A 24,026-nucleotide genomic window follows, 5' to 3' on the forward strand; every position below is an offset into this window, starting at 1 on the left:
CCTCGCATGCTTATGGAACACCATCCGAACGCCGAAACCGACGCTGAGGAAACCGCGATCGAATTGCCGGATAATGGGCATGACACCGATCACCCCTCGATCTGGATGCCGTTTTCGGTGTTCATCGACGGGCGCGAGCTGGAAGGGATCGGCGTTTCGCTGGTCGCTGCCTATGCCGGCGGCTGGCATGGCGGGGATATGTCCGGCGATCGCGTGATCGCCCGGTTCAGCTTTCAGTTCGAGGGCTATTCCGTCGTGCTGCCGATCGAGGTTCGCGCCGAGCTGGAATCGGCAAGCGGCGGGGTCTACAAGCTGGTGTTCCTCAATCCCACTGGTCCGCATCTGCCGCATCTGCGCTATCTGATGAACGCCTATCTGGCGGGCGATCTGGTGCAGATCAACGAATTGCTGCGCGTGCCGCCGGAAGCGCGGCAGAAATCGGTGGCGGCACCCCCGCCGCGCAAGAGTTTTCGCGAAAGGATGCGGCGTATGGCGGGCGCGGGAATGGTGGCGGCCCTGACGCTTGGCCTGATCGCGCTCACGCTTTACACCATCCACTATCACATCTTCGTCCACCGGGTGCCGGGCCTTGCGACCGTCACGCCGGCGGGGCTGCCGCTGACGGCGCCCGAGGCCGGGCAGATCGCCTATGTGGATGCGAATGCCGGCGAGGGGGACGTGGTGTTCTCGCTGCAATCGGCGCGCGGCGGCATGCTGAATTTCTCCAATCCCTGCGATTGCAGGATCGTGCTGACCGAAAACGGCGCGGTCGGCGCCACCGTTCTGCCCGGAACCCCGATCGCCTATGTCAGGACCGATGATGCCGGCCCGACGATCAAGGTCACGATGCCGGACGATCTGGCAAAACTTCTGCTGTTCGGCGCAGAGGCCCATGCCTCGCTACCGAATGGCGACGACCTGCCGCTGACCGTCAAGGACGTCAAGGCCGAGGACGGCGCGTCCGGCACGACGGCGGCGGTGACCTTCAGCGCCGCGCCCGATGCGCTGACGGCGGCCGATATCGGCAAGACTGTTGCGCTGACGGTGACCAGCAAGCCCTATGCGAGCTTCCTGGAGCGGATCAAGACCCGGCTTTCACGCTTTACCGCCACGAAGGAGATGAGCGAGCGGGCCAAGGCATGGCCGTTGATCGGCAATGCGCAGGCCGCGACGGAGACGGGCCGATGACGTCCGTCTATCCGCTCATCATGTGCGGCGGCGTGGGCATGCGGCTGTGGCCGCTGTCGCGGGCGGAAACGCCGAAGCAGTTTCACCGTGTCGCTGGACGCGGCTCGCTGAGCTTCTTCCAGGCGACCGTCCAACGTCATGGCGGCCCCGGCTTTCACGAGCCCTATGTCAGCGTAAACAATCGCTATGAGACGCTGGTGCGCGCGCAGCTTCACGCGATCGGCCGCAAGGGCGAACTGATGATCGAGCAGAGCTCGCGGCACACCGGCCCGGCGGTGCTCGCGGCCGCCTTGGCCATCGAGGCCCGCGATCCCGGCGCGCTGATGGCGGTGCTGCCTTCTGACCATCTGATCGAGGGCGATTTCGGCGCGGTGGTGCTGTCGATGCGCGCGGCCGCTGAGAGCGGTCACATCATGCTTTTCGGCATCCGTCCCGCCTACGCCGAAACCGGCTATGGTTATATCGTTGACGACGGGCCGAATACCGACTTCGCCGGCGCGCGCAACGTCTCTCATTTCATCGAGAAGCCGCCGCGCGAGACCGCCGAGAAACTGATCGAGAATGGCAATGCCTATTGGGCGTCGGGCGTCAGCCTGTTCCGCACGGATGTGCTGATTTCGGAATATCAGCGCCTCGACCCCGAAACGACGGAGACCGTCAAAGCCGCGGTGGTGCGGGCGGCCCGGGAGCCGGGCCGCACCGTTCTCGATGACCGCTGCTTCCGAAAGGCCCACGCCGCGGCAACCGAAAGCGTCGTGTTCGAACACAGCGACCGGGTGTTGATGGCCCCGGCCGCGATCGCCTGGAACGATGTCGGAAGCTGGCGCTCGCTCTACGAGATCGGCAGGAAGGACGGCGATGGCAACGTCCTGAGCGGCGACGTCGTGTCGGTGGATACGGGCAATTCCTACATCCGCGCCGAGGATGGCAAGCTGATCGCGACGATCGGCGTCGACAACCTCGCCATCATCGACACCGAGGACGTCCTGCTGGTCGCCGCGCTTGACCGCACCCAGGACGTGCCGCAGGTGCTCTCCGCGCTGAAGGAACGCAAGGGCGATCTGACCAAGCCGAAATGGGCGCATTCGGGAACGCCGTTGAAGACCGGCCCCGGCTTTCGCCTCGCCGAACACGAGATCATACCGGGGGCGGTGTTGACGATCGAGGCGGAGGAAAGCCGCCGCCGGGTGCTGACGATCTGCGCCGGAACCCTTCAACTGGAGCAGGATGGGAGCCGGCGCGTCGGCGAGGCCGGAGACAGTTTTACCATTCCCGCCGGCCATGGCGGCGTGCTGCGCAATCACGGGGATGTCACCGCGACGCTGATCGAACTGCAGTATGACGCCGACGACCTGAACGACACGCCCTTCCTGGTCTCCGGAGGCGAGGCAAGATGATCCGCGTCGGGCGCGTTCATGGATGTTGCGTGGCCTTGCTGCTGCTCGCCTTCGCGCCTGTTGCCGACGCGCATGATCATAATCGCCTGGCCGAGATCAACCGCAATGCGGACAGCCTGCTCGAGACGCTGAAGAGCGACGCGGCGGGCATCGCGCCGACGCTTGACGCGGCGCGAAAGCTGCTGGACGAGGCCGGCGTCAAAACTGTGCCGCAGCCCCCGGAACCGACAGCCCGATCCGCCGAAGCAGGCGAAAGCGCGACGGCGCCCGCCGAATTCGACACGGTGCTTTTCGCGCCGCTCCTGCAGCAGATCGCGCTGGAGACCGGCAATCTCGGTCACCGCGAACTGATGGAGGCGGCCGCGCCCTCGGGCGGCCAGGCGCTGTTGCTGAAGCGCGGGGCGTTTACGCTTGCAGGTCTGGCCGACGCGCTCTCCGGCGATGGCGGCGTGCTTGCGGCCGCAGACAATGGCTACCGCCTCGCGCTCCCGCTTTTCATTTCCGAAGACGCCGCGCTTGCGATGAGCGACGGCGACCGGCTGGAAATGGCGACGGAGCGGGGGGTCTTTATCATCAATGAGGGGCTGCTGACGATCCGCGACGCCGAGGTGACCGGCACGGATGCTGCGCCAAGAGTTGTCGATTTTCATCCCTTCATCCTGACCGTGCGCGGCGGCCGGGCGGAGATCGAAGACAGCCGGTTTTCCGCTCTCGGCTATGACGGGCAGCCGCTGATGAGCGGGATCAGCTTTGCCTCCAGTCGCTTTGCCGGCAAGCGGAGCAGCGGACGCGTTACCGGCAATATCCTGGAAAATATCCGCTCGGTGGAAGCGACCGGCATTGCCGATTTCAGCTTTTCCGAAAACCGGATCGATGGCGCGCGCGGCATCGGGCTCAGGCTCGAGCGGGTAGATCATGGCGTCATCAGCGACAATCTGGTCGTGGCGAGCGGGCAGCACGGGCTGCTGATGATCGGCGGCAAGAAGACGGTGGTGAGCGGGAACGTGATGGCGGAAAATGCCGGACGCGGCATTTTCGCCCGCGACGGCGTCGGCCATGCGACGATCGCGGACAACGTCCTTCTTGCAAACGGCGTCGAGGGGATTTCTGTCGCGGGCGGGGCCTGTGTCGATATTTTCTCCAACGCCGCCCTTCGCAATCGCGCCGATGGCATTCGCGTGGCGCAAAGCCTCGGGGTGCGGATTTCCGGCAATCTGCTTGCGCGCAACCAGGGCGCGGGCATCGCGGTTACCGATGCGATCTCGCCCGATGACGAGACCGAGATTACCGACAACATCTTCCTCGCCAATGTTTCCGGCATCTCGGCGGAACGCTTCTCGCGTCTGTTGTTGAGACAGAATGATCTGTCCAACCAGTTGCCGGTGCTGTTTGCCGGCGCGCTGCAATATGAAACACCGCGCTATCTCACCTTTCAGCGCAGTCTCTCCAAGGCATCCGATGCCGGTTTCCGGATATCGGCCGACGCGTCCGCCCCGCCATCGCTGTTTCGCGGCAATGGCGGGCAGTTCCGGCTGTCCGATTTCACCGGATGCCACCCCGGGGAGGGCGAGTGATATGGCGAAGGCCCATGCGATTTTCGCCGTATTGCTGTTCTTGCCGGCCCTTGCTTTCGCCGGGGACGGATCTGTCCGGACTGTTGCCTCGATCTACGACAATGCCCCGCGCCTCAAGGATATCCGGGCGCGGATCGTCGCCGATGAGCCGGTGACGATCACCGAGCTTCAGATCCTCGCCGATGTCGGCGACGGGCTGGCTGCCTACAAACTGGCAGAGCGGCTTCTGGCGATGAACCGGCCGGACCTCAATGGCAAGGCGGCGCACTATCTCGCGATCGCGGTGAATGATGGCCGCACTTATGCCGTACCCCCGCTGTTCGCTATCCTGTCGGATCGGACCAGCGATATTTCGCCGGTGCGGCTCGCCCATATCGAAAACGCGCTCAACCGCCAGGCGGCGACCGGAGACCCCGCATCGGTGCTCGCGCTGGCGCGGCTTTATTTGCAAGGCCATCCATTCGGCGCCAGGCCGGAGAAAGCCAAGGCGCTGTTGCGGGCTGCCGTCGACCAGCAATTCGTCGATGAAGCGCTCGCCCTGCAGATGGCGATGTTGATTGCCTCCGGCGCGCCATTGTCGGCGGAGGATGAAGCGGCGGTGCGCGCCTATTTGCGGGTGGCGCAGGAAAGCCCGGACATTGGAACGCGCACGGCGGCTGAAAACCTGCTACGCGCCTTTGCAGAACCGGAAGCTCTCTCGGGGGAGGATGAGCATGGATAGCATGAAAACGATAGCGGCATTGTGTGTTGCGGCCGGCCTTGGTTGCGGTATTGCCCAAGCCGAAGAAGCTCAATCGCTTTACGGTTGCGCCAATCTGGCGGAGAAGGGCGAGCCACAGGCTCTGGAGGGCAAGGACGGGTATTTCTTCACCGTGATGGGCGATATCGCGATGAAATCGGTCGCCGATCCGGCGCTGGCGGAGAGCGTCGCGGCGTTCTCGAAGCTGTTGAAGGCCCACGGCACCATTCTCATATTCGTGCCCGTTCCCACGCGCAGCCAGGTGCTGGCAGACAAGGTGCCGCAAGCGGCATGGCTCTACGGCTACAAGGAAAACATAAATACCGAAATCTATCAGGAGGCGATCAAGCGGCTGAATGACGCCGGCGTGGTCACGGTCGATCTGTTGACGCCGATGAAAGCAAAGGCCGCCGATGACAGCCCTGTTTACCAGAAGGCCGATCCGCTTTGGACCACTGAGGGCGCGCGTTTTGCCGCGGAGGCGATCGCCGGCAAGATCACGGCCATGCCGCAATCGCGCAAGGCCAACCTCATGACCTTCACGACCACAAAGGGAGAAGACTACACGCGCCGGTCGGACCTGCGCGAGGCGATCCAGGCCCATTGCAGCGAAAGCCTGCCGCCGGTGACGGAAACCCGCTACGAGACCGTGGGCGAGGAAGCCTTCGCCGCTGATCGGCCGTTCAATATACTGGGCGCGGAGGCGCCGGCGCCGGTTGTGCTTGTCGGGTCGCGGTTTTCGGCCGATGGCCAGAGCCATTTCGACGGGTTCCTGAAACAGTTCTCAAACATGGACGTCGATAACCGGGCGAGCGCTTCGGCCAATCCGTTCAAGTCGATCACCGACTATCTCCGGTCCGGCGACTTACAGGCAAAGCCGCCGCTCTTCCTGGTATGGGAGGTGCCGCCCGGCAGCAATCTCGCAAGCTACGGTCCCGAGCCGTGGGAGACGCTCGAGGCGAGCGCCGCCGGTGATTGCGGATCGGATGGCTGCGGCGCGGCGGCGAAAGGAAGCGAATGAAGCGTTTGAGCATTCCCGGATTGCGAAACGCCGGCCGCGGTCGCGCCCGGTCACTTCTGTTGGCGCTTGCGCTATCGGCGGCGGCATCGACGGCAATGGCGCAACAGCCCGTCATCGATTTCCGGCCGCCCGATATCGAGGCGGCGAAGGTGTGCGCTGACCGCAAGTCCAACGACGCGCTGGAGCTGCAATGGTCGAACTGGGATGGAAGGCAATTGCCGCCGGGCGTCGAATACCGCGATCTCGACCGCGAGCTGATGCGGCTGCGCAATATTGATGCAGACAAGTATTTCGACACGGTCAAATCCGCCTACGACCTGCGCCGCCAGGAAGACCCCTATTACAGCCGGGCGGCCTATCTGCTCGATGTCGTGGCGCTTTATGTCGAGGCGGAGCGTTTCGACGAATTGAAGGCAACCGGCTTCGTCACGGAACTGGAAACCATCGGGCCTTCGGCAACGCCGGGCACGATCAACTTCCTCGCCGACCTTTATCTGGAGGGCAAGGCGGTGCCGCAGGATATCGATCGCGGCATCCAGCGCAAACTTCAGGCCGCCTATAACGGCGATCCCGACGCGGTTCTCTTTCTGGCCGAGAAGACCAGCAAGGGGGAAGATGTCCCGGGCTGGGACATGGATCCGCAACTCGCTTTCACGCTCGGCTTTTCATCGCTGCTCGGCAATCTCGACAACGCGATCTGCGGTCGGGTGCGCCGCATCGCGCGGGCGTTCGAAAGCGGGGAGGTGATCGCGCAGGACCATGCGCTCGCCGAGGCATGGTATCGTTTCGCGGCCGATCTCGGCGACGACCAGTCCGCCTGGCAGACGGCGCGCTATCATCTTTCCGGCGAAGGCATTGAGAAGGATAACACGACCCTTCTGCGCTACCTCCAGCAAGCCTTCGACGCCGACATCGTTCCGGCGAAAGTCCAGATGGCAAAGCTCTACGAGGAGGGTGACCTGGTGCCGCCCGACCTCGGCCGGGCTATGGCGATCTATGATGATCTGGCTGCCGATGGGGAGCCTGTCGGCTATGAACGCGCAATCCAGCTTCTGGCGCGCCGCGGCCTCGATACGCCTCAGGACCGGCAGAAATATGAAGACATGCTTGAGGCCCTGACGAAACTACCCGATGCGCCGGGCTGGGCGTTTTCGCGGCTCGGCGTGCTCACCCAGGAAGAAAACGGTCTTTGGACGGATCAGGAGGCGAGCCGGCGCCTGTTCGAGGCGGCCGCGGAGCGTGGCGATGGCGAAGGCAAGCTTCATCTCGCTCGCCTCTATCTGCGCGACGGCGACGCGCAGGATCACCAGAAAGCCATTGCAATACTTGAGGACCTTATCTCGACAGAAGCCAAGGCGGGCGCGATCGACGCGCTCAGGAATGCGCTGCTCTGCACGGCGCCCGACGGACCGCAGATTGCCGAGTGGGCGCGATGGAAATCGCTCGAAAACGAGGACTGGTGGCGGCTGTTCGAAGACGTGACAGAGGCTAAACTGACCGACAAGGCCGACGCCTTCGCCGATCTGCAGACCTCCGCGATCGCGGGCAGCATGAAAGATGCGGGCGGCGTCGCAGCCATCCTGACCGAGCTTGAACCCGCCCGCGTCGACGACATCATCGAACACTGGCGGGCCCTCGTGCGCGATCATGACGGCGGAGAGGCCAGCGTTCTGGAGGGCGCCTACAATGCTGTCGATACCGACGCCCGACGCGAGAAAATCCGCTCCGCCCTGCAACAGCTTGCCGATGGCGGTGATATCGCCGCCATGGCAGCGCTTGCCGAAATCTACATGAATGAAGACGATGCGGCATCGCTCAAGAAAGCGACGGATCTGGTTGAAGGGGCCGGCGGGCGGATGAAGGGGTCGGTCCTCTGGCATCTTGACGATGCCTACCGCGAGGCGGGAAAAGGCCGTTATCAGCCACCGGAGACCTTGCTGAACGAGATCGCGGCCTTCGGCGATTTCCAAGCGCTTCTGTTCGCGGCCGACAGGGTGAAAAGCGACGAGCGGCGGGCATTTTACTATGATCGCGCGGAGCTGATCATGCCCTGCGATATCGACGCGCTCGGCGTCAAGGCAGGCTATGCGCTCGACGCGGGTCGCCCGGACACCGCCGACGAGGCGCTTACGGTCGCGTTGGCGCTTTCGCCGGAAGAGGGCTGGCAGCAGGTGAAGCTCGGCGATATCTACCTGACTCTCGGTTCGATTGCCGATCGCGAGGCTGCTTTCAAGCTTTACACCGAAGCCTATGAACAGGGCTACAGGCCCGCCGCATGGCGACTTCTGGACTGGTATTCCGATCCGGGCAGCCGGTTCTATCAGGAAGACGACCATGTCAAGCTTCTGACCGAGCTGCTCAACAGCGCCGAGCCGGACGAGCTTTACAGCATCGCCAGTCGGTTGAAGAAGGCGCCCGATAGCGTCAGGGCCAAGATCAGCCAGGTCTTCGACATGAAGGATGCCTATCGTCAGGCAGCAGGCGCGGGCAATCCCGTTGCCATGCGCGAACTCGCCAAACTGCTGCGTGACGGCGCTTCCGTGGAAAGCGAGAAGAACGAGGCAAGCGATTGGCTGGAAAAAGCCGCAAAAGCCGGCGATGCGGAGGCGATGCTGATGCTGGCCCAGGCGTATGCCTTCGGCGTCGGCGTCGAGCATTCCGCGGACAAGGCCAGGGAATGGCTGAAGGCGGCTGCGACCGCAGGCGACGAGACGGCGGCCAACCTGCTCTCCGGCCTCGAAACAAACTGAATCTAGCCAACCGAAAGGCTTGCGATTTGCCCGACACTTCACCGTCCCGCTCGTTTCTGCGCCAGACCGGTCTTCTGCTGGCCGGCGCGTCGTTCCTGACGCTCGCCGGCTCTCCCGCCCTGGCCCAGGAGGGCGAAAAGTCCTGTCCGGCGTTTCCGCCACCGACGGTCACGCTCGATTACGGCAGCCGTTACGACGAAGGCAGCGCCGATCGTTCCACGCTCGATGAGGAGAGCGACGCCGCGGTGGACGCGGCGCTGAAGGATGCCGATGACTTTATTCGTGAGATCACCGGGCTTGCCAATGACGCCCGGGCCAATCCCGGCATCGCGGCCGTCAACGCCGCCTGCGTGATCAACGGCGTTCATGGCTGGGCCGCGGCCGATGCCTTTGGCGACCTGCAGACCGAGAACGCCAAGATGACCTATGCCGCCCGCGTCGGCGGCATTGCCAGCGCCTACCGCCAGGTGCGCGATCTGGCCGACGGCCTGACCGACGAGAAGGCGACAATCGAGGCGTGGCTGACGAAGAACGGCGATTTCCTGATTGCCTATTGGGACAATGATGCCCCGCCAAAGGCGAAGCTCGGCAATCTGCGGCTATGGGCCGCTTATGCGGTGACGGAAATCGCGCTGATCGTCAAAAGCCAGGATTACATCAACTGGGCCTTTGCGAGTCACCGCGCCGTGCTGGAAACGGTCGCCGAGGATGGCAGCATGCCCTATGAAATGCGCCGGGGAAAATACGCGCTGCATTATCAGCTTCATGCGCTCGCGCCGCTCTCGGCCTCCGCCGCGCTGATCTGCCATAATGATTACAGCTATACCTCGGACGAGGAGGCGGTGATCGAAAAGGCCGTCGGCTTCGCGCTTGCCGGGATCGAGGACCCGTCGAAGGTCGCCGCGATCGCCGGCGTCCACCAATCGGTGCCGCAGGGGCTTGCCGAACAGGAGCCGTTCACGATCGCCTGGCTGGAGGCCTATCTGAGCTTGGTGAGCGATGGCGATCTGGACCGGGCGCTCGCGCCGCTGCGCCCGCTTTCCAATTCCAAGCTCGGGGGGGATCTGACCCTGCTTTATCGCAACAACCCGGCCATGCAGCCGGGATGCTTCGGGAAGCAGAAGTGATCAGGAGCAGCGACGAAGCTGCGCCTCGTAGATCTGGGTCATCTTCTGGGCGCGGGCCGCAGCGCTCTTGGCCACCGGCCTGCTTTTCCATACCCCGCGGGAATAACCGCTGTGGCCGGAATGATAGGCAAGGTAGAGATTGTAGGGATCGTTGAGCGCGATGCCGTTCCGGATATGGCTCTGGTAGTGATACCAGGCGATGAAGTAGATCGCATCGCCGAAATCGGTGCGGCTTGCCCCGCGCTGGCCGGCTCGGGCCTGATATTCCGCCCAGGTGCCGTCCAGCGCCTGCGAATAGCCGAGCGCGCTGGAGGCGCGGGGACCCGGAATGAAGCCGAGGATTTTCTTGCGCGGCGGGCGGGCATGAGAATCGAAGGAGGATTCGACATAGATCGTCGCCATCAGCACGGAGACGGGCACGCCGTAGTCGCGCGAGGCCTTCTCGGCGTCGCGCCGCCAGTTTTCGAAGATTCCGTTCTTCTGCGCGAAAATCGCGCAGCTGTTGCCGACATTGCTGACCGTGGTCGAGCAGGAGGCGAGCGCGGCAAGCAAGATCACCGCAAAGAGCGTGGTGAGACGACGAATAGACATGGAACCAGCATCTACCCGGCAGGATTTAAGAAAGGGTTCTTAAAAATGGTTAACGACGAAATTGGAGGTTTTTGCCCGTACCAGTCGTCGTCCGAAAAACGATGAACTTAGCCTTTGACAGACGGACGGCATGACGATAAGGGACCGCCTGATGCAAAAGCGCACAGGCGCTGGTGATGCCAGCCTTCAACCGCAACATGAGAGGTCGATCGTGGCGAAAGCGGAACTCGGAACCAAAAGAACATGCCCCGATACGGGCAAGAAATTCTATGACCTGAACAAGGACCCGGTGGTTTCGCCCTATTCGGGCGGTTCCTGGCCGCTTTCCTATTTCGAGGATACCGCCTCGATCGCGGTTGTCGAAAGCGAGGAAGAGGAAAACGACGTCAAGGAAGTCGATACCGAAGAGGGCGATGTCGAGCTGGCCTCCATCGAAGCCTCCGACGACGACAGCCCTTCCGACAACATCCCGGGCGACGATGACGACGATGTCGACCTCGATGACGACGACGACGATACTTTCCTTGAAACCGACGATGACGACGATGACGACGACGTCTCCGGTATCATCGGCGTCTCGGATGACGACGACGACAGCTAAGATCGCTGACGGCGATTATTGAAGATGAAGCGGCGCCGGGTTTTTGACCCGGCGTTTTGATTTTGTGGTTATTGAAAAGGGCGCCTGTTTCAGGCAAGTCCGGCGGAAGATCGGGCCCGGCCGATTTTTTTCCGGCCTTTGATTTTTTGGGGCTTGCATCGGGCGAAAATCCACAGTAACAAGCCGCCACCCGACGCGAAAACGTCGCTTCGCACCGCCCCGGCGGTCTCGAAGATTGGGGCTATAGCTCAGCTGGGAGAGCGCCTGCATGGCATGCAGGAGGTCAGCGGTTCGATCCCGCTTAGCTCCACCAAATTTTCCTTTTTGTGTAAAATGTCACATAGATTGACCTTTTTGTGCAGGCTTTGACCTTTTCGGTCACTTGGCTTGAGCTTTTGGTCGTTTAGAGCTGCTATGCGGGCTTGGTATCTGGGGTTCAGGGAGAGGGGCAATCCGATCTTACCCCGCTCCGGATCGTCGCTCCGTGAGATAGGACTAAGCTCGATATACATGCGAGCACGATGGGCACGCTCGGCTTCGAGCTGGAAATCCTCGCCGCTAATATCCTTGCCGAGATAAAGAAGGCCGAACGGGTCTTCGTCGACGAAACGACGTTGCCGACGCTTGCTCCAGGTTTGGGAGCAACGAAAACAGCCTGGCTGTGGGCCTATGCCAGAGATGATCGACCGTTCGGCGGCAGCGGTCCCCCGATGGTTGTTTACCGCTTCGGAGACACTCGAGCCGGCGAATGCGTCGCCCGCCACCTGAATGCGCGCTGGGGCGACCTGCCGGAAGACTGTTTCGGCCCGTATCAAACCGTCAAGCGACGGTATTACCGGTGGATCGAGCAAGGCGTGTTCGACCGGATCTTCGAGGCAGTCGCGACGAACCCTGACACGGAATGGCTCGCCATACGCTCCTCAAACTGGAGCGTGATGTCACGAGCAGGGGTTTCGCGGATCAATCCCCTGGCTGCGTTCCCAAAACGCTTTTCCAGTTGACCAAAACCTCAGTTTCCAGACGACTGAGTAAACATGTAATAAAACCGAAGAATTATTTGTAAATAATGTAATGTGATATCGAATAAATAATTATATTACTAGATATATTGTATTTTCTATTTTCACATATATTTTTAATTTGTCGGATACGCACGAATTTAATTGTATATCCAACGAATAAAATCCCTATTTTTAATGTGGAGAGAGAAAATGACACGTAAAACTCAGGAATCCGGTGGGATTTCGGGATGCGGCGGGAGCTTTGTGCCTCCCTCCATTCTGGAGTACGCATTTGTCAATGTCATTTCGGGACACGGGGTGCCCGGAACGATCGTCAAGCTGACCGATGGCGGCAGTTTGATTTTGGGGTCGGCCACGGTGGCTTCGGACGCCAGTTGGTCTATTCCGCTGGACCAGCCAACGAAGATGTACACCGTTCTTCGCGCAACGGCATATAACCCCACCAGCGAGAAAACATCCGCGGCGGCACAGGTCACCGTCGGCGGCGCGCAGCCGGAGATCACGGAGAGTTACGCAGGCAGCGAGGGCGCGGTCGGGATCGCCGCCCGGGCCGCACGGGTTACCATTTATGGCCCGGACGGCGAACAGGTTGGATGGGCTGTTCCGGATCCGCGCGACGGCGCATGGCTTGCCCGTTATGCCACAAAGCTGAATGCCGGCGACACGGTTACCCTTATCGCAAACGCCGGAAACGGAAATACGTCGGTCCCGGTCACGCTGGTTGCCGGACGCTTTAACGTCACCCATCGCACAGGACGCCGCATCGGCGCTTCCGGCGCGGAGCCGGGATCGACCATCATGGTCTATAACGCCGACACCGGCCACCTGATCGACGAGGCGGAAGTGAATGCCGATGGCGAATGGTCTCTCGACTTCCACCAGCCGCTTGCACCTGGATCCAGGGTCCGCTTTTATGCCGTGAACAGCCAGGGGCTGACGACGAATGCGGTTACCGTTGTCCTCAGCGCCGCGGCATTGGCGCCTCCGGTGATCTACAAGTATTCCACGCAGGGCGTCTCCGGCTGGGCGCCGCCGAACAAGCAGGTTTACATCCTCGGGCTCGACACGGGATGCGGCAAGGCAGTCAATGTAGACAGCCAGGGACAGTGGACGACGGTTGGCGTGAAGACGTTCCAGGAGAACGAAGTTGTCTTTGCCCGCACGCTTGACAGCGAGCCAAACCAACTGATCCGAGCGCAGGAAAGCGATACAGCGGACAGTTCCATAAACACGTCCGTGACGATCTCCCAGTACAGGCCCAATCCGCCCACTGTTGAAAAAGTGGAAGAGCAGGGAGCAAAAGGCACCGCCGAGCCGGGCGTATTTGTCTACGCAGCCACGGTCGAGCCATTCGCTCTAGTCGGCAGTGTGCTGGTTGGCGACGACGGTGGATGGGAGATTGATTTTCCCAACGGCATAAAGAACGGTCAGATGATCGCGTTCAATGCTGTGGCCGATCTTAACGTGCTTGCGGGGCTGGCGCCCGATTCGACATCAAACAATATGGTCCATACAGTTGGAGAAGATCCCGCGATTGAGGTCGAAACACCAGTCTTCACAGTTTATAACGGGACGGTATTCTCCGGGACGGAAGCAACGCCAAATACGCGCGTTGTTGTTAACCGGGACCATAGCGACTCGGTAGGTAGTGTCAGAGTGGATGCGGACGGAAACTGGACGTTCTCGGTTACAGGTGCGGATATCGTCGCTGACGGTGTGCAGGTTTATGCAATTGCGGAAGTGCGGCCGGCGGGGTTCCCGACGTCGCAAAAAACCAAACTCGTGACAGTCGACAGCTATGTGCCCGATCCGCCAGATGTGACGGGTCCATATCCGGATGTCGTCTCCGGTACCGAGGCGGGGCCGGCCGACCAGTTGCCGAAGCTGAAGATCTATATCGCATACGCATCCCTTCCGGACACGCCTATCGGACCCGGCAGCCCGGTGGATGATGAGCACAATTGGGCATACGGACCGGCCGGCCTGAAAATCGGCGACAAGATGGTGGCCTGGGCCCAGACGGACGCAGGCAATCAGTCTGCGAAGAAGCCCTTCACGATCCTCGGCGAGAGCCAGCCTCTTCCGCCGCAGATCCGCAAATATAACGGGAATCCGGTTAGCGGGACGACCTATGACGACGAGGTGACCGTCAGCCTCTACGAAGACTCGACCTCCGGAACGCTTCTCGGAAGTGAGGCTCTGACTGCAGGCGTCTACAACTGGTCGATCGATGCTGGCGGGGCTTTGCCGTCCAGCACAAAACTGGTTGCCATCGTGACCGACGCGCTCGGCAACGTTTCGGATTCCGCGGTGGAGAATGTCGACATGCCACAGCCGAATTATCCGAGTGTCTCGGACATTCAACCCGGATACGTCTCGGGTCAGGGTGACCCCGACACGATCGCCTACGCTTACAGTTACGATACAGGCAAACAGCTTGGTAGCGTGACGGTCGGATCGGACGGCGCTTTCGAAATCCCACTGTCGCCGGAGCAACTTGAAGGCGCTTATATCGTCACCTTCCTGGCAGATGATTCAACGGGAAGCCTGTCACCCTTCTTCGTTCAGGCCGTCGGATACTCCTATTCCTGAGCGAACATGATGGCCGAGCAGTTCGGCCCGAAAAACCAGTCGGCGGGCAATCCGCCGGCTGGCCCCCAAACCAAAACCGGGCGGCGCACATTCTTCCTGAATGTATCCAGATCAGGAGTGCCCGTTCCGACCTGCACACCCACAGAAACGACGGCAGCCAGGCACTTGTGAACCCGGCACGGGAAAAGTGCGCCCTGCCGTCACGGATATCGAGGAGAGAGACTGATGACGTATATGTATACAACACCGCGAGTGCCTGGCGGCTCCGCCCGGGCGATTGCCGGCAAAGACAGAAGCACGAGACGCTTTGGCACGGCTCTTGTCGCTTCGCTTGCAGGCGCCTTCCTGCTTTCTGCAGCGATTGCAGGGGCGTCGAACGCGCAGGAGGACCGGTTCTTTTCCGTCGAGCATAGCAACACGGCTCAGGTCGCCGGATCCGGGGGCGTGCCGGGCGCAACCATTACGGCATATGATGCCGAAACCGGTGCGGAAATCGGCCACGCTGACGTCAACGGGAACGGAACCTGGGGTATCGTCTTCCCGCAGACCCTTGAAAGAGGCGCTGCCATCAGGGTCGAGGTGCCTGCCACGCAGACGGAGAAGGCAAGATCCATACCGGTCATTCTTGCAAACGTTCCTGTGTTGCCACCGCAAATCAATTACTTTTCCACTTCGGGCCTCGGCGGCTATGCGCCGGCGAATGAACACGTTCTGGTTCAGGCGGCCAGTGGCGGACAATTGAAGATCCCGACTGCTCCCGACGGTTCATGGAAAACCGGAGGGCAGCTCTCACTATACAGCAATGAACAGGTCAGCGCTTCCACACAGGACAGTCAAGGCGACCAGTCGATCTCCAGTCAGGTTGATATTGGAGGAGAGCGGCCGAACCCGCCCTATAACATCGCGTTGAGCAATTCGAACGCGAGTGGCATGTCCGGTCCCAATGAACTTGTCACAGCGTTTTTATCTGACGGCACAGTACTCGGGTGGGATGAGGCCGACGCGAGTGGCAACTGGGAATTTAGCATTATGTTTCCAGTCTATAACAACCCGGTTTTCTTTGCCGCGGCCAGCCAGCGCTTTGGCTCAGACTACACAACGTCGGTTTATGCAATTCGCCAACAAGGTGTTGACATCGCCAGTCCGGTTATCAACCACGCAACCACTACAAGCATTTCAGGCACAGAAGCAACGCCGGGTACACGCGTTTGGGTCTATAAGGATCACGGCAGTTCGGTGTCCGCAAACGCGGCCACCGTGCAGGCAAACGGAGACTGGAGCGTTACACCCGACGAACCGCTTGAAACCGGCACGGCAATCTACGCCTTTGCAGAATTGGCGAATAAGCCTTTCGTAGGCTCTCAGCTCTCACACTTTGCCATCCTTGGCGATGAAGAATCGGCAACGGTGAATTATATGCCGTATGTTTCTTTCATGGTTGATAGCTCTGAAAGCATAATTACTTCTGAATTTGATCTTGAGGTTGATATCGTTCAAAGTTATCTCGATAAAATGAAAGGCGTTTCTGTGCTTGATGCTGGCTTTGGGCATAAGGCCAACAAAAGCATAGCGACTCACATATCTGCATTTGTGATCGTTGATGCGGAGTCATTTGATATTGGTAATACCGATTATCAATATGTCTCCGAATATCCAGGATTTTTTGACCCTTCGATCTTCGATGGCCAGCCATTTGAACAGGCGTTTTTTTCGAACAATACGACTCTGGATGACCTTAGCAATACGATAGGAAGTTGGGGACGACCCAGCGGGCTCTCTGTAAATCTCAGTGGCTTTGTCTGGGGCGTGCAGACCGTTTACAATACTCAACCCTCGGCAACACATCCTCAAGCTCTGGGAATGTACAATGATGTGAAAGCGGCAATGGCCGTTGTATTTGCTGACGGCTATGACAACGCACCGAACGAGGGAGGTCTGACGCAGGCATTCGAACAGAATGACACCTGCAGCATGGTTGCGCAGACACTGCAAGGTAAAGGTCTGAAATTTGAACCTTACTGGGTGACCGTTAACGGCACAAATGGCGAGTCTCAGCCGGTTAATACGTCGTTTCTGACGAGTTGCTTCCATGGCGCAACAGTCAATACGTATAATACAAATGGCGATTTGTCTCCTGACGGAGTTGAGGGCGCTGCTGATGACGTTTTCAACGCCATTATCACCCTTGGGAACAGCGTGCCGCGCGCAACGCAGTGAAAACCCCGATTTCAGGCTCTTCCTGGAAGCTGAAAACCGGAAGGACAAGTGAAAATGGCGACCGAACCATCCGGTCGCCATTTTTATGCCATTTCGAAGATGGAGGCGCGGGCGTCACCACCGGACGTGGAAGCCGAGATTGCCGCCATAGCTATAGGACCCGCCGCCGAAGCCAGTGGAAGCCGTTAACTCGCCATGGAGACTGTATAGAATGTCATTCGCGCCTTCCCGGTCATAGGTTCCACCGAAGCCGATCTCGCCGCTAAAATCGTCGAGTGAGGAACTGAGAAACCAGCCACCCCAGCCAAGTCAATCTTCAAAGCATTGAACTAAAAGACAGTTTTATTTGTTCCCTTGCACCGTTTCTCGACCTGAAGGCCGCAATCAAGCTGCGCAGCGTTTCTCATGGACAATCCTTGCGGATGTCGGATGCCTTCACCGTGACGGATGTAAGTTCGCTGGTGTAGACATGCGCCCCCATCCGCCATGGACAACGGATATCTCGTCGATGAAGACGAGACGGTCCGATTGCTCGCGCATCCGCGGCTGACGCTATATTTTCCGGGCTTCGGCGATATCAGTGCGTTCCCCGTCAATTCCGGCAGGTGATATCGGACTGCGTTTCGACCGCTTTTCAAACCGATGATCTAAGTCGCTGCGCTTGCGGGACGCACCGAGCTGCGTTCGACCAGGCGTACGGGGATGAAGTGGTGGGAGGAGGGGGCGTTGGCCGGGCCGGTGATGGCTTTCAGCGTGGCCTGGGTCAGCGAGGACAGCGACTGGCTGACGGTAGTGAGCTGATGCGAGGACCAGTCGGAAATCGGCGCGTCGTCGAACCCGATCACGGAGACATCGCCGGGAACGGAGAGACCGAGTTCGTGGCGGGCGGTGTTCATCACGCCCAGCGCGATTTCGTCGGTGACCCCGAAAATTCCGTCGATGCCCGGCTTGCCGAGAAGCCCGTGGGCGGCCGCGATCCCGGTCTCGTAAGTGTTGCGCCCCTGGCTCCACTGGGTGACCGGAATACGATGATCCTCCATGACGGCAATGAACGCTTCCGCGCGTGCGAGTTTGGCGGAGGTGCGGGAGCCGGACAGGACAACGGCCACGTTGCTGCAACCGGCCGCAATCAGCCGCCGCGCCGCCAGCGCGCCGCCGGCCGCCGAATCCGCCTCGATCTGATCGACAAGACCGATCTTCTCCGGCAGCGGCCGGTTGATGAGAACGAGACGCGTGCCATTGGCCGACGCCAGCCGCATCAGCGTATCCGGCACGGCTCCCGACAGAAGGACGACCGTGCGGACCCTGTATTCAAGCAGCTTTGCAACGGCATTTTCCATGTCGTTCTGCTGACCCGCCAGATTGAGCAGCATGCATTGCAGCCCGTTTGCGTAGAGCGCCGCCGTCAGCGCATCGACCTGGGCGGAGATATAGGGGTTGGAGAGGTTCGCGCCGACAAGGCCGACGAGATCCGAGCGTTCCTTGTGCAGCGTGCGTGCAAGGAGGTTGACGCGGTAGCCAAGCTCCTCCGCCGCCTGCATCACCCGGGCGCGGGTCTTGGGCGCAACGCTCGCGCCTTCGGTGAATGTGCGCGAGACGGCGGAGCGGGAAACGCCGGCGAGGCGGGCGACATCGCCCGCGGAGATGAATTTTTCGGCCATGCTTCACCTATATCGCGTGTTCCGCGCCAAGCAGGCCGCGCAGCCTGACCTCTTCGGCAAGGGCGAGCATTGGCGGCAGCGGGTAGCTCTCGTCGAGCTCGCGCAACTGTCTCAGATGCGCAAGAGCGCTCTCGAAGCTGGCGAACCGGTCGCGGGCGAATGTGGAAAGCCACAGCGCGATCAGCGCGACCGAGCGCGAGCGTCCGCCGCGGCAATGGACCAGAATATTGCCCTTGCGATGGCTTGGATAATGCGGTTTCGAGGGGACATAGCCGCGCATCAGCCCTTCGATCGTGAACACGCCTGCCGCCAGAAGATGCGGATCGTTGCCGTCGCCGTCGATCATCCCGATCTGGTAGCGGCGGATATGGGTGCCGTCCGGAAGCAGCAGCGGACCGGGAAACATGTTGATCGAGACGTTGAGGGTTTCCGTGATCCCGGCGTCGAGAAGGCAATCGGGGTCTTCGGCGGCCGCAAGATTGCCGAGAAACAGCGTCTTTGCGTGCGGTCCGACGCCGTCGATGACCGGAAACAGAAGCGGCCGATCATCCTCGCGCGCTTCATTTTCAGGCACGTGGTCGGGAACGCCGAGGCGCTTTTCTGTCATCGTCAAATCTCCGTCTCGCGTTCCAGTCTTAGGCGTTCGCCGAGGCCACGCGCAAGTTCCGGGGCAGTGGTCATGTCGACAAAGGCGGGCAGAACCTGCCGCGACCCGCAATGATCGGCAAGCGCGAGGACATCGTCCTTGCGCGGATGGACGTTCCAGGGAAGCCAGACGGCCTCGTTGCGCTCTATGAGTGTACGCGCCGGGGTGCCGCTCGGGACGTGGCTTGAAAATATCAGGCGAAAATCCCTCCTTTGCAGAAGTGCAGCCGCAAGACCGGCCTCCGCGTTGGATTCCGTCGCGACGATGACCTGGTCAGGCATTGCGCTTTCGACGTCGACGACGGGGAACGCCCTGCCGGTCGCGGCCTTAACTTCCCTGCCGATGGCCGCGCAGACATGGACGTCATGTCCACGCGATGCCATTGCAAGCACCATATCGGTTCCCCGTCCGGCGCCCGGACAACAGAGCACCGCGCCCCCTTCGGCGTAGTCGGAAATGGCCGTGATCTGGTCATCGAGATCCTGCGCGCGGTCGCCATAGGATGCATCAACCAGAAGGGTCGACGCCAGCGGGGGAGGGTCGAACGTCATGCCGCGCGATTCAAGGCTGATGTCGCCGGTGTAGACGAAACCGCCCGCTGCCGTCTCCATATGAAACCAGACCCCGCCGGGCGCATGGCCGCACCGTCCGGTCGTGAGCGCAAGCCCGCAGGCCTCGAAGGAACCCTGTTCCGGAATGACGTGTGCAGCGTCCGAGGGAAGACGCCCCTGAAGGAAATCCAGTGTCCGTCCGGTTGCGAAGACGGCAGGATTGCCGACCGCATCGAGGCGTCCGATCGACCCGGCATGGTCGCAATGCGCATGGCTGAGGAAGATCGCATCGACGGCGCCGATGGCGTCGATATCGGGGTGCTCGTCCTTGTCGAGGCCGTCGCCGAAATCGAACAGGACGCGCTTGCCGGCCGCCTCGACGAGGAAGATGGCGGCGCTCTTGCGGTTCAACCCGCTGATCACGGTCAGTCGTGCCACGGCAATACACCTTGCGGAAGCCTTCTTGCGAAGGTCAGGCTGACGAGCATCAGCGCGAGGATCACGATGACCATCAGACAACCGACGGCGGCGGCCAGCGTCGAAGACCCGGCCTCCTCCAGGAAAATGATCATCGGGCCGATGGTCTGCGCGCGCGACGAGACCAGCAGCACGGAGGTCTGGATTTCGTTGATGGCGGTCATGAACACGAGGATGGCGGAGGCCGCGGCGGCGGGCGCCAGGACCGGCAGGATGATATCCCTGAGCCTGCGGAAGATACCCGCGCCGACCACCTGCGCGGCCTCGTCGAGCGACCGCTCGATCTGCGCGAACCCGCCAAGGATCGGCTGAAGCGCCAGCGCCAGGAAATTCGAGAGGTAGGCCGCAAGAATGACCCAGATCGTTCCGTAGAGACTTGTGCCCAGGACGGGCAGCGGCTTCAGGAAGAACAGGATCATGGCCACGCCGATGATGATGCCGGGAAGCGCGTAGGCAAGCTGGGAGGAGAGATAGAGCAGGCGCGGGGTGACACCCTTTCGCCAGCTCAGGAAATAGCCGAGCGCGACTGAAGTCGGAATCAGGATGGCGACCGCAAGCCCCGTCAACCAGAGGCTTGTGAAGAAGGCCTCGCGGATGCCCTCGTGATGAAAGATCGCGTTGGAGAAATTCTCGAAGGTCAGCGTCTCCAGCGTGAGCGGCTGCCCGTAACCCCGCACCAGAGCCGAAGCGGCCAGCGCCGAAAGCGGCAACGCCAGCGCAAACAGGAGATAACCCCACGCCAGAGCGGTGACGGGAAGGTGGAAGCGCGAGAGCGGAAATTTGAACGGTCTGGAGGCGCCATCGACGCGCTGGTCGCCCATGCGGCCCAGAAGGCCGGCAAGCCCCATGCCGAGAATGGTCAGCACGGCCAGCAGCAGCGCCAGAAGCGCCATGTCGTTCAGCGCCGACGGGCCATAGGCGTTGAGCTGCCGGTAGATCAGCGTGATCAGCGTGGGCACGCGGGCCGGAATGCCGAGCATGGCCTGGATACCGAAATTGCCGATCGACGACACGAAGGCAAGCGCCGCGCCTGCGAAAATGCCGCCACGGATCAAGGGCAGGATCACGCCGATTGTCGCGCTCAGCGGCGTGGCGCCCACCGCGCGGGCCGCTTCCACCAGATCGGCGGGAACGCGACGCAGATTGGCGCGCACGGCCAGAAACACCAGAGGCGCGTTATAAAGGCCGAGCAGAAGAACGATCCCGCTCGCGGAATAAAGCGGATGCCGCATGCCGGGTTGAAGGGTAATGCCCAGAAGGCTCATGATCGGGCTTGCCGGCGAGAAGGCCTGGATCCAGGCGAGCGCGATGACCTGCGGCGGGATCATCAGCGGCAGAACGAACCCGAACACCCAGGCAGTCCGCCCGCGCATGTCGCTCGCGCCGACGAGAAGCGCTGCGATCGTTCCGGCGAGCGTGGCAAGCGCTGTGGCTGAAAGCGAAATCCAGATCGTATTGACCGTCGCCTCGAACACGCGGCGGCCGCCGAGGACGTCGGCGATGCGGCTGAGCTCGAATCCGGCGCTGGTCACAAAGGCCGCGTAGACGAGCCGTCCGAGCGGCAGGATAGACAGGACGCCGACAAACAGCGCCAGTATCGCCATCAGCGCACGCTCGTTCTTCAGGAGCCCGGAAAGGGTGGAGAGCGTCCATGAAGGACGCCCTCCGGCGGCTGTGGTCGATAGCGACATTGCGATTACAGACCGAAGATCTCGGCGAACTGCTCGCGCACCTGGTCATTGTTCTTCACGGCCTCGTCGACGTCGTAGCCGATCAGCTTCATCGAGGAGAGGTCGGGATAGCCCTCGGGTGCTGCAACGCCCGGCAGAAGCGGGATATTGCCCTGGGCGGAGACCAGTTCCTGACCTTCCTTCGAGAGCAGGAAATCGACGAACTTCTTCGCGGCTTCCTCGTGATCGGTCGTGCTCATGATGGCGACCGGCTCGCCGATGAAGGAAACGCCTTCCTGCGGCGCGATATAGTCGACCGGCGAGCCGTCGGCCTTGGCACGCAGCGTGTTGGCGTCGACGATGATGGCGTATTTGGCCATGCCGGAAGCGACAGCCTTGGTCGCCGGACCGTTGCCGCCCTCGGGCACGACGTCGAGATCGTTCAGGCCCTCATAGAACTCCCAGCCGATTTCCGGCGTGTTGATCAGGGCATGCAGGTGGTTCAGCGCCGCGCCGGAATAGAGCGGGCTCGGGACCGCGATCATGCCGCGATTGTCCTCGACCAGAAGATCGTTCCAGCTTTCGACCGGCTCGGCGATCTCGGTATTGTAGGCAATGCCCGTGGTGATCGCCTTGGTGCCAAAGAAGGTCATGTCCTTGTCGTAGGCGGCCTTGTCATAGCCGTCCACCGGTGCTTCCGGATAGGCCATCAGATGGCCTTCGGCCTTCAGCGTGCCGAGGTTGATCGGATCGGCGACGAGCAGGACGTCGGGCTGGATGTTGCCGGCTTCGATTTCGGCGCGCATCACGTTCATCAGCGCCGAGGTGCCGTTGCGGGTCCAGTTGACCTTGATGTCGGGATTGGCGGCCTCGAAGGCGTCGACGGTCTGCTGGGCCTGTTCGGGCGGCTGGCTGGTGTAGAGCGTGATGGTTTCCTCGGCATGGGCCGCCGTGAAGGCAAGCGTGCTGAGGGTCGCAAGGGCAAGCATGGAGAGTTTCATCGGGGATATCCTCGATTGTTGGTGCTCAGTGGGAGGCTTCTTCTGCTTTCGGGTCCGGCAGGACCCAGCCGTCGGTAAGCGTGACGGCCACGCGCTGCCCGGCTTCGATGCGTGCCGGGGCAGGGACGTTCATGAAAAAGGTTCGCTCATCCGGGCCGAGCGAAAGCTCGACCCGCAAAATGTCGCCGCGATAGGTGATGCGGCGGAGGGTGGCGGCAAGGCCGCCTGTGTCGGTCAATCTGAGGTCGCCGGGGTGAAAGGCAATGCGCGCTTCGCTGCGGGGTAGGGCCGAAGGCGGATTGCGCACCCGCACCTGCTCACCGAAGAAGCGGGCGAAACCATAGCCACTGCGATCAGGCTGGAAATCCGTAATCGGCGCGATCTGGCCCTCTCCGATAAAGGTCGCGACCATGTCATTTGCCGGCTGGCTGTAGAGTTCGGACGGGCTTGCGAACTGGCTGATCCTGCCGCTCTCCATCACGGCCACGCGGTCGGCCAGCGCGAGCGCCTCCGACTGGTCATGCGTGATGTAGAACATCGTCGCGCCAGACGCTTTGTGGAAGCGGGCAAATTCTTCCTCCATCTCGCCGCGCAGATGAACATCCAGATTGGCCAGCGGCTCATCGAGAAGGACGAGGCCGGCATCCATCGCCAGGCAGCGGGCGAGCGCCGTGCGCTGCCTCTGGCCGCCCGAAAGTTCCGCGGGCCGGCGATCCGCAAACGCAGTCAACCCGACCGTCTCGAGAACGCGGGCCGTGCGCGCCTCGCGTTCGCCGCGCCCCAGCCCCTTGACCTTGAGGCCATAGGCGACATTGCCGGAGACCGTCATGTGCGGCCACAGCGCATAGCTTTGAAACACCACGCCGATGCCGCGTTCTTCCGGGGCGACATGCCGGCCTTGGCCGGAAAGAAGCGTGTCGCCGACCCGGATTGCGCCGCTGTCGATCTGCTCGAAACCGGCGAGAGCGCGCAGAAGCGTGGTCTTGCCGCAACCGGAGGGGCCGAGCACAGCGACGAACTCCCCCGAACGGATCGAGAGCGAAATCCCACGCAGAACGCTCGTCTTGCCGAAAGACTTGTCGACGGTCTCGATTTCGATCGCGCTCATAGGGTCTGTCCCGCGCTGTCGGTCACAGTCGGAAGAACCTTCCGAGACCGGTGGAATGGCGTTTTGCAATGCTTTGCAATCTTCGCCGCCATC

At 61.4% G+C, this 24,026-nt stretch carries 17 protein-coding genes, 1 tRNA gene and 1 pseudogene; 12 read left to right on the forward strand and 7 right to left on the reverse strand.

Annotated features, from left to right (window positions below):
* Nucleotides 1–6 precede the first annotated feature (6 nt).
* From Mame_RS11600 to Mame_RS11625, 7 genes are read left to right on the forward strand one after another with little or no spacing between them, the layout of a single operon-like run.
* Complete coding sequence (locus tag Mame_RS11600; protein WP_018063764.1) at nt 7–1,188, forward strand: hypothetical protein; 1,182 nt, start codon at nt 7–9, stop codon at nt 1,186–1,188.
* Entirely contained in the window at nt 1,185–2,585 is a 1,401-nt protein-coding gene (locus Mame_RS11605; RefSeq protein ID WP_018063763.1) for a mannose-1-phosphate guanylyltransferase, read from the forward strand. The genes Mame_RS11600 and Mame_RS11605 overlap by 4 nt, the downstream gene beginning before the upstream one ends.
* Nucleotides 2,586–2,614: 29 nt before the next feature.
* Entirely contained in the window at nt 2,615–4,159 is a 1,545-nt protein-coding gene (locus Mame_RS11610; RefSeq protein ID WP_157624513.1) for a right-handed parallel beta-helix repeat-containing protein, read from the forward strand.
* A gap of 1 nt (nt 4,160) precedes the next feature.
* On the forward strand, nt 4,161–4,880 hold the full coding sequence (locus Mame_RS27015; protein ID WP_018063762.1) for a hypothetical protein: 720 nt from the start codon (nt 4,161–4,163) through the stop codon (nt 4,878–4,880).
* Complete coding sequence (locus Mame_RS11615; RefSeq protein ID WP_018063761.1) at nt 4,873–5,919, forward strand: alginate O-acetyltransferase AlgX-related protein; 1,047 nt, start codon at nt 4,873–4,875, stop codon at nt 5,917–5,919. Before Mame_RS27015 ends, Mame_RS11615 begins: the two co-directional genes overlap by 8 nt.
* Nucleotides 5,916–8,669, forward strand: a complete 2,754-nt coding sequence (locus Mame_RS11620) for a tetratricopeptide repeat protein (protein WP_155122090.1) — start codon at nt 5,916–5,918, stop codon at nt 8,667–8,669. The genes Mame_RS11615 and Mame_RS11620 overlap by 4 nt, the downstream gene beginning before the upstream one ends.
* Before the next feature lie 26 nt (nt 8,670–8,695).
* Complete coding sequence (locus Mame_RS11625) at nt 8,696–9,796, forward strand: alginate lyase family protein (protein ID WP_018063759.1); 1,101 nt, start codon at nt 8,696–8,698, stop codon at nt 9,794–9,796.
* Here the strand turns inward: Mame_RS11625 and Mame_RS11630 are convergent, their stop codons facing one another.
* Nucleotides 9,797–10,387, reverse strand: coding sequence for a transglycosylase SLT domain-containing protein (locus Mame_RS11630; protein WP_018063758.1), 591 nt, complete (start codon nt 10,385–10,387; stop codon nt 9,797–9,799).
* A 211-nt stretch (nt 10,388–10,598) separates the two neighbouring features.
* On the opposite strand from Mame_RS11630, the gene Mame_RS11635 reads away from it, so the two are divergent.
* From Mame_RS11635 to Mame_RS11655, 5 genes and pseudogenes are all read left to right on the forward strand, one after another.
* Nucleotides 10,599–10,988 carry a TIGR02300 family protein gene (locus Mame_RS11635; RefSeq protein WP_026173289.1) on the forward strand — a complete coding sequence of 130 codons (390 nt, stop codon included), beginning with the start codon at nt 10,599–10,601 and terminating at the stop codon, nt 10,986–10,988.
* A 237-nt stretch (nt 10,989–11,225) separates the two neighbouring features.
* A tRNA-Ala gene (locus Mame_RS11640) sits at nt 11,226–11,301 on the forward strand.
* A 208-nt stretch (nt 11,302–11,509) separates the two neighbouring features.
* Nucleotides 11,510–11,893: pseudogene (locus Mame_RS27310) on the forward strand (IS66 family transposase); the annotation flags it as partial.
* A gap of 306 nt (nt 11,894–12,199) precedes the next feature.
* Nucleotides 12,200–14,602 (forward strand): Ig-like domain-containing protein, encoded by a 2,403-nt coding sequence (locus tag Mame_RS11650; RefSeq protein ID WP_155122091.1) that lies wholly within the window; start codon nt 12,200–12,202, stop codon nt 14,600–14,602.
* Nucleotides 14,603–14,827: 225 nt separating this feature from the next.
* Complete coding sequence (locus Mame_RS11655) at nt 14,828–16,819, forward strand: hypothetical protein (RefSeq protein WP_018063754.1); 1,992 nt, start codon at nt 14,828–14,830, stop codon at nt 16,817–16,819.
* 647 nt (nt 16,820–17,466) lie between these two features.
* Here the strand turns inward: Mame_RS11655 and Mame_RS11660 are convergent.
* From Mame_RS11660 to Mame_RS11685, 6 genes are read right to left on the reverse strand one after another with little or no spacing between them, the layout of a single operon-like run.
* Nucleotides 17,467–18,480 (reverse strand): LacI family DNA-binding transcriptional regulator, encoded by a 1,014-nt coding sequence (locus Mame_RS11660; protein ID WP_018063752.1) that lies wholly within the window; start codon nt 18,478–18,480, stop codon nt 17,467–17,469.
* A gap of 7 nt (nt 18,481–18,487) precedes the next feature.
* Nucleotides 18,488–19,087 (reverse strand): dual specificity protein phosphatase family protein, encoded by a 600-nt coding sequence (locus tag Mame_RS11665; protein ID WP_018063751.1) that lies wholly within the window; start codon nt 19,085–19,087, stop codon nt 18,488–18,490.
* Between the two features lie 2 nt (nt 19,088–19,089).
* Nucleotides 19,090–20,115, reverse strand: coding sequence for an MBL fold metallo-hydrolase (locus tag Mame_RS11670; RefSeq protein WP_018063750.1), 1,026 nt, complete (start codon nt 20,113–20,115; stop codon nt 19,090–19,092).
* A complete protein-coding gene (locus tag Mame_RS11675) occupies nt 20,103–21,845 on the reverse strand; it encodes an ABC transporter permease (RefSeq protein ID WP_155122092.1) in 1,743 nt (580 codons plus the stop codon). Before Mame_RS11675 ends, Mame_RS11670 begins: the two co-directional genes overlap by 13 nt.
* Nucleotides 21,846–21,850: 5 nt before the next feature.
* The gene (locus Mame_RS11680) at nt 21,851–22,825 is read right to left on the reverse strand and encodes an ABC transporter substrate-binding protein (RefSeq protein WP_026173287.1); all 975 of its coding nucleotides are present in this window, start codon (nt 22,823–22,825) and stop codon (nt 21,851–21,853) included.
* 25 nt (nt 22,826–22,850) lie between these two features.
* A complete protein-coding gene (locus tag Mame_RS11685; RefSeq protein WP_018063747.1) occupies nt 22,851–23,933 on the reverse strand; it encodes an ABC transporter ATP-binding protein in 1,083 nt (360 codons plus the stop codon).
* Nucleotides 23,934–24,026: the final 93 nt, after the last annotated feature.

Source organism: Martelella mediterranea DSM 17316 (genome assembly GCF_002043005.1).
Taxonomy (GTDB): domain Bacteria; phylum Pseudomonadota; class Alphaproteobacteria; order Rhizobiales; family Rhizobiaceae; genus Martelella; species Martelella mediterranea.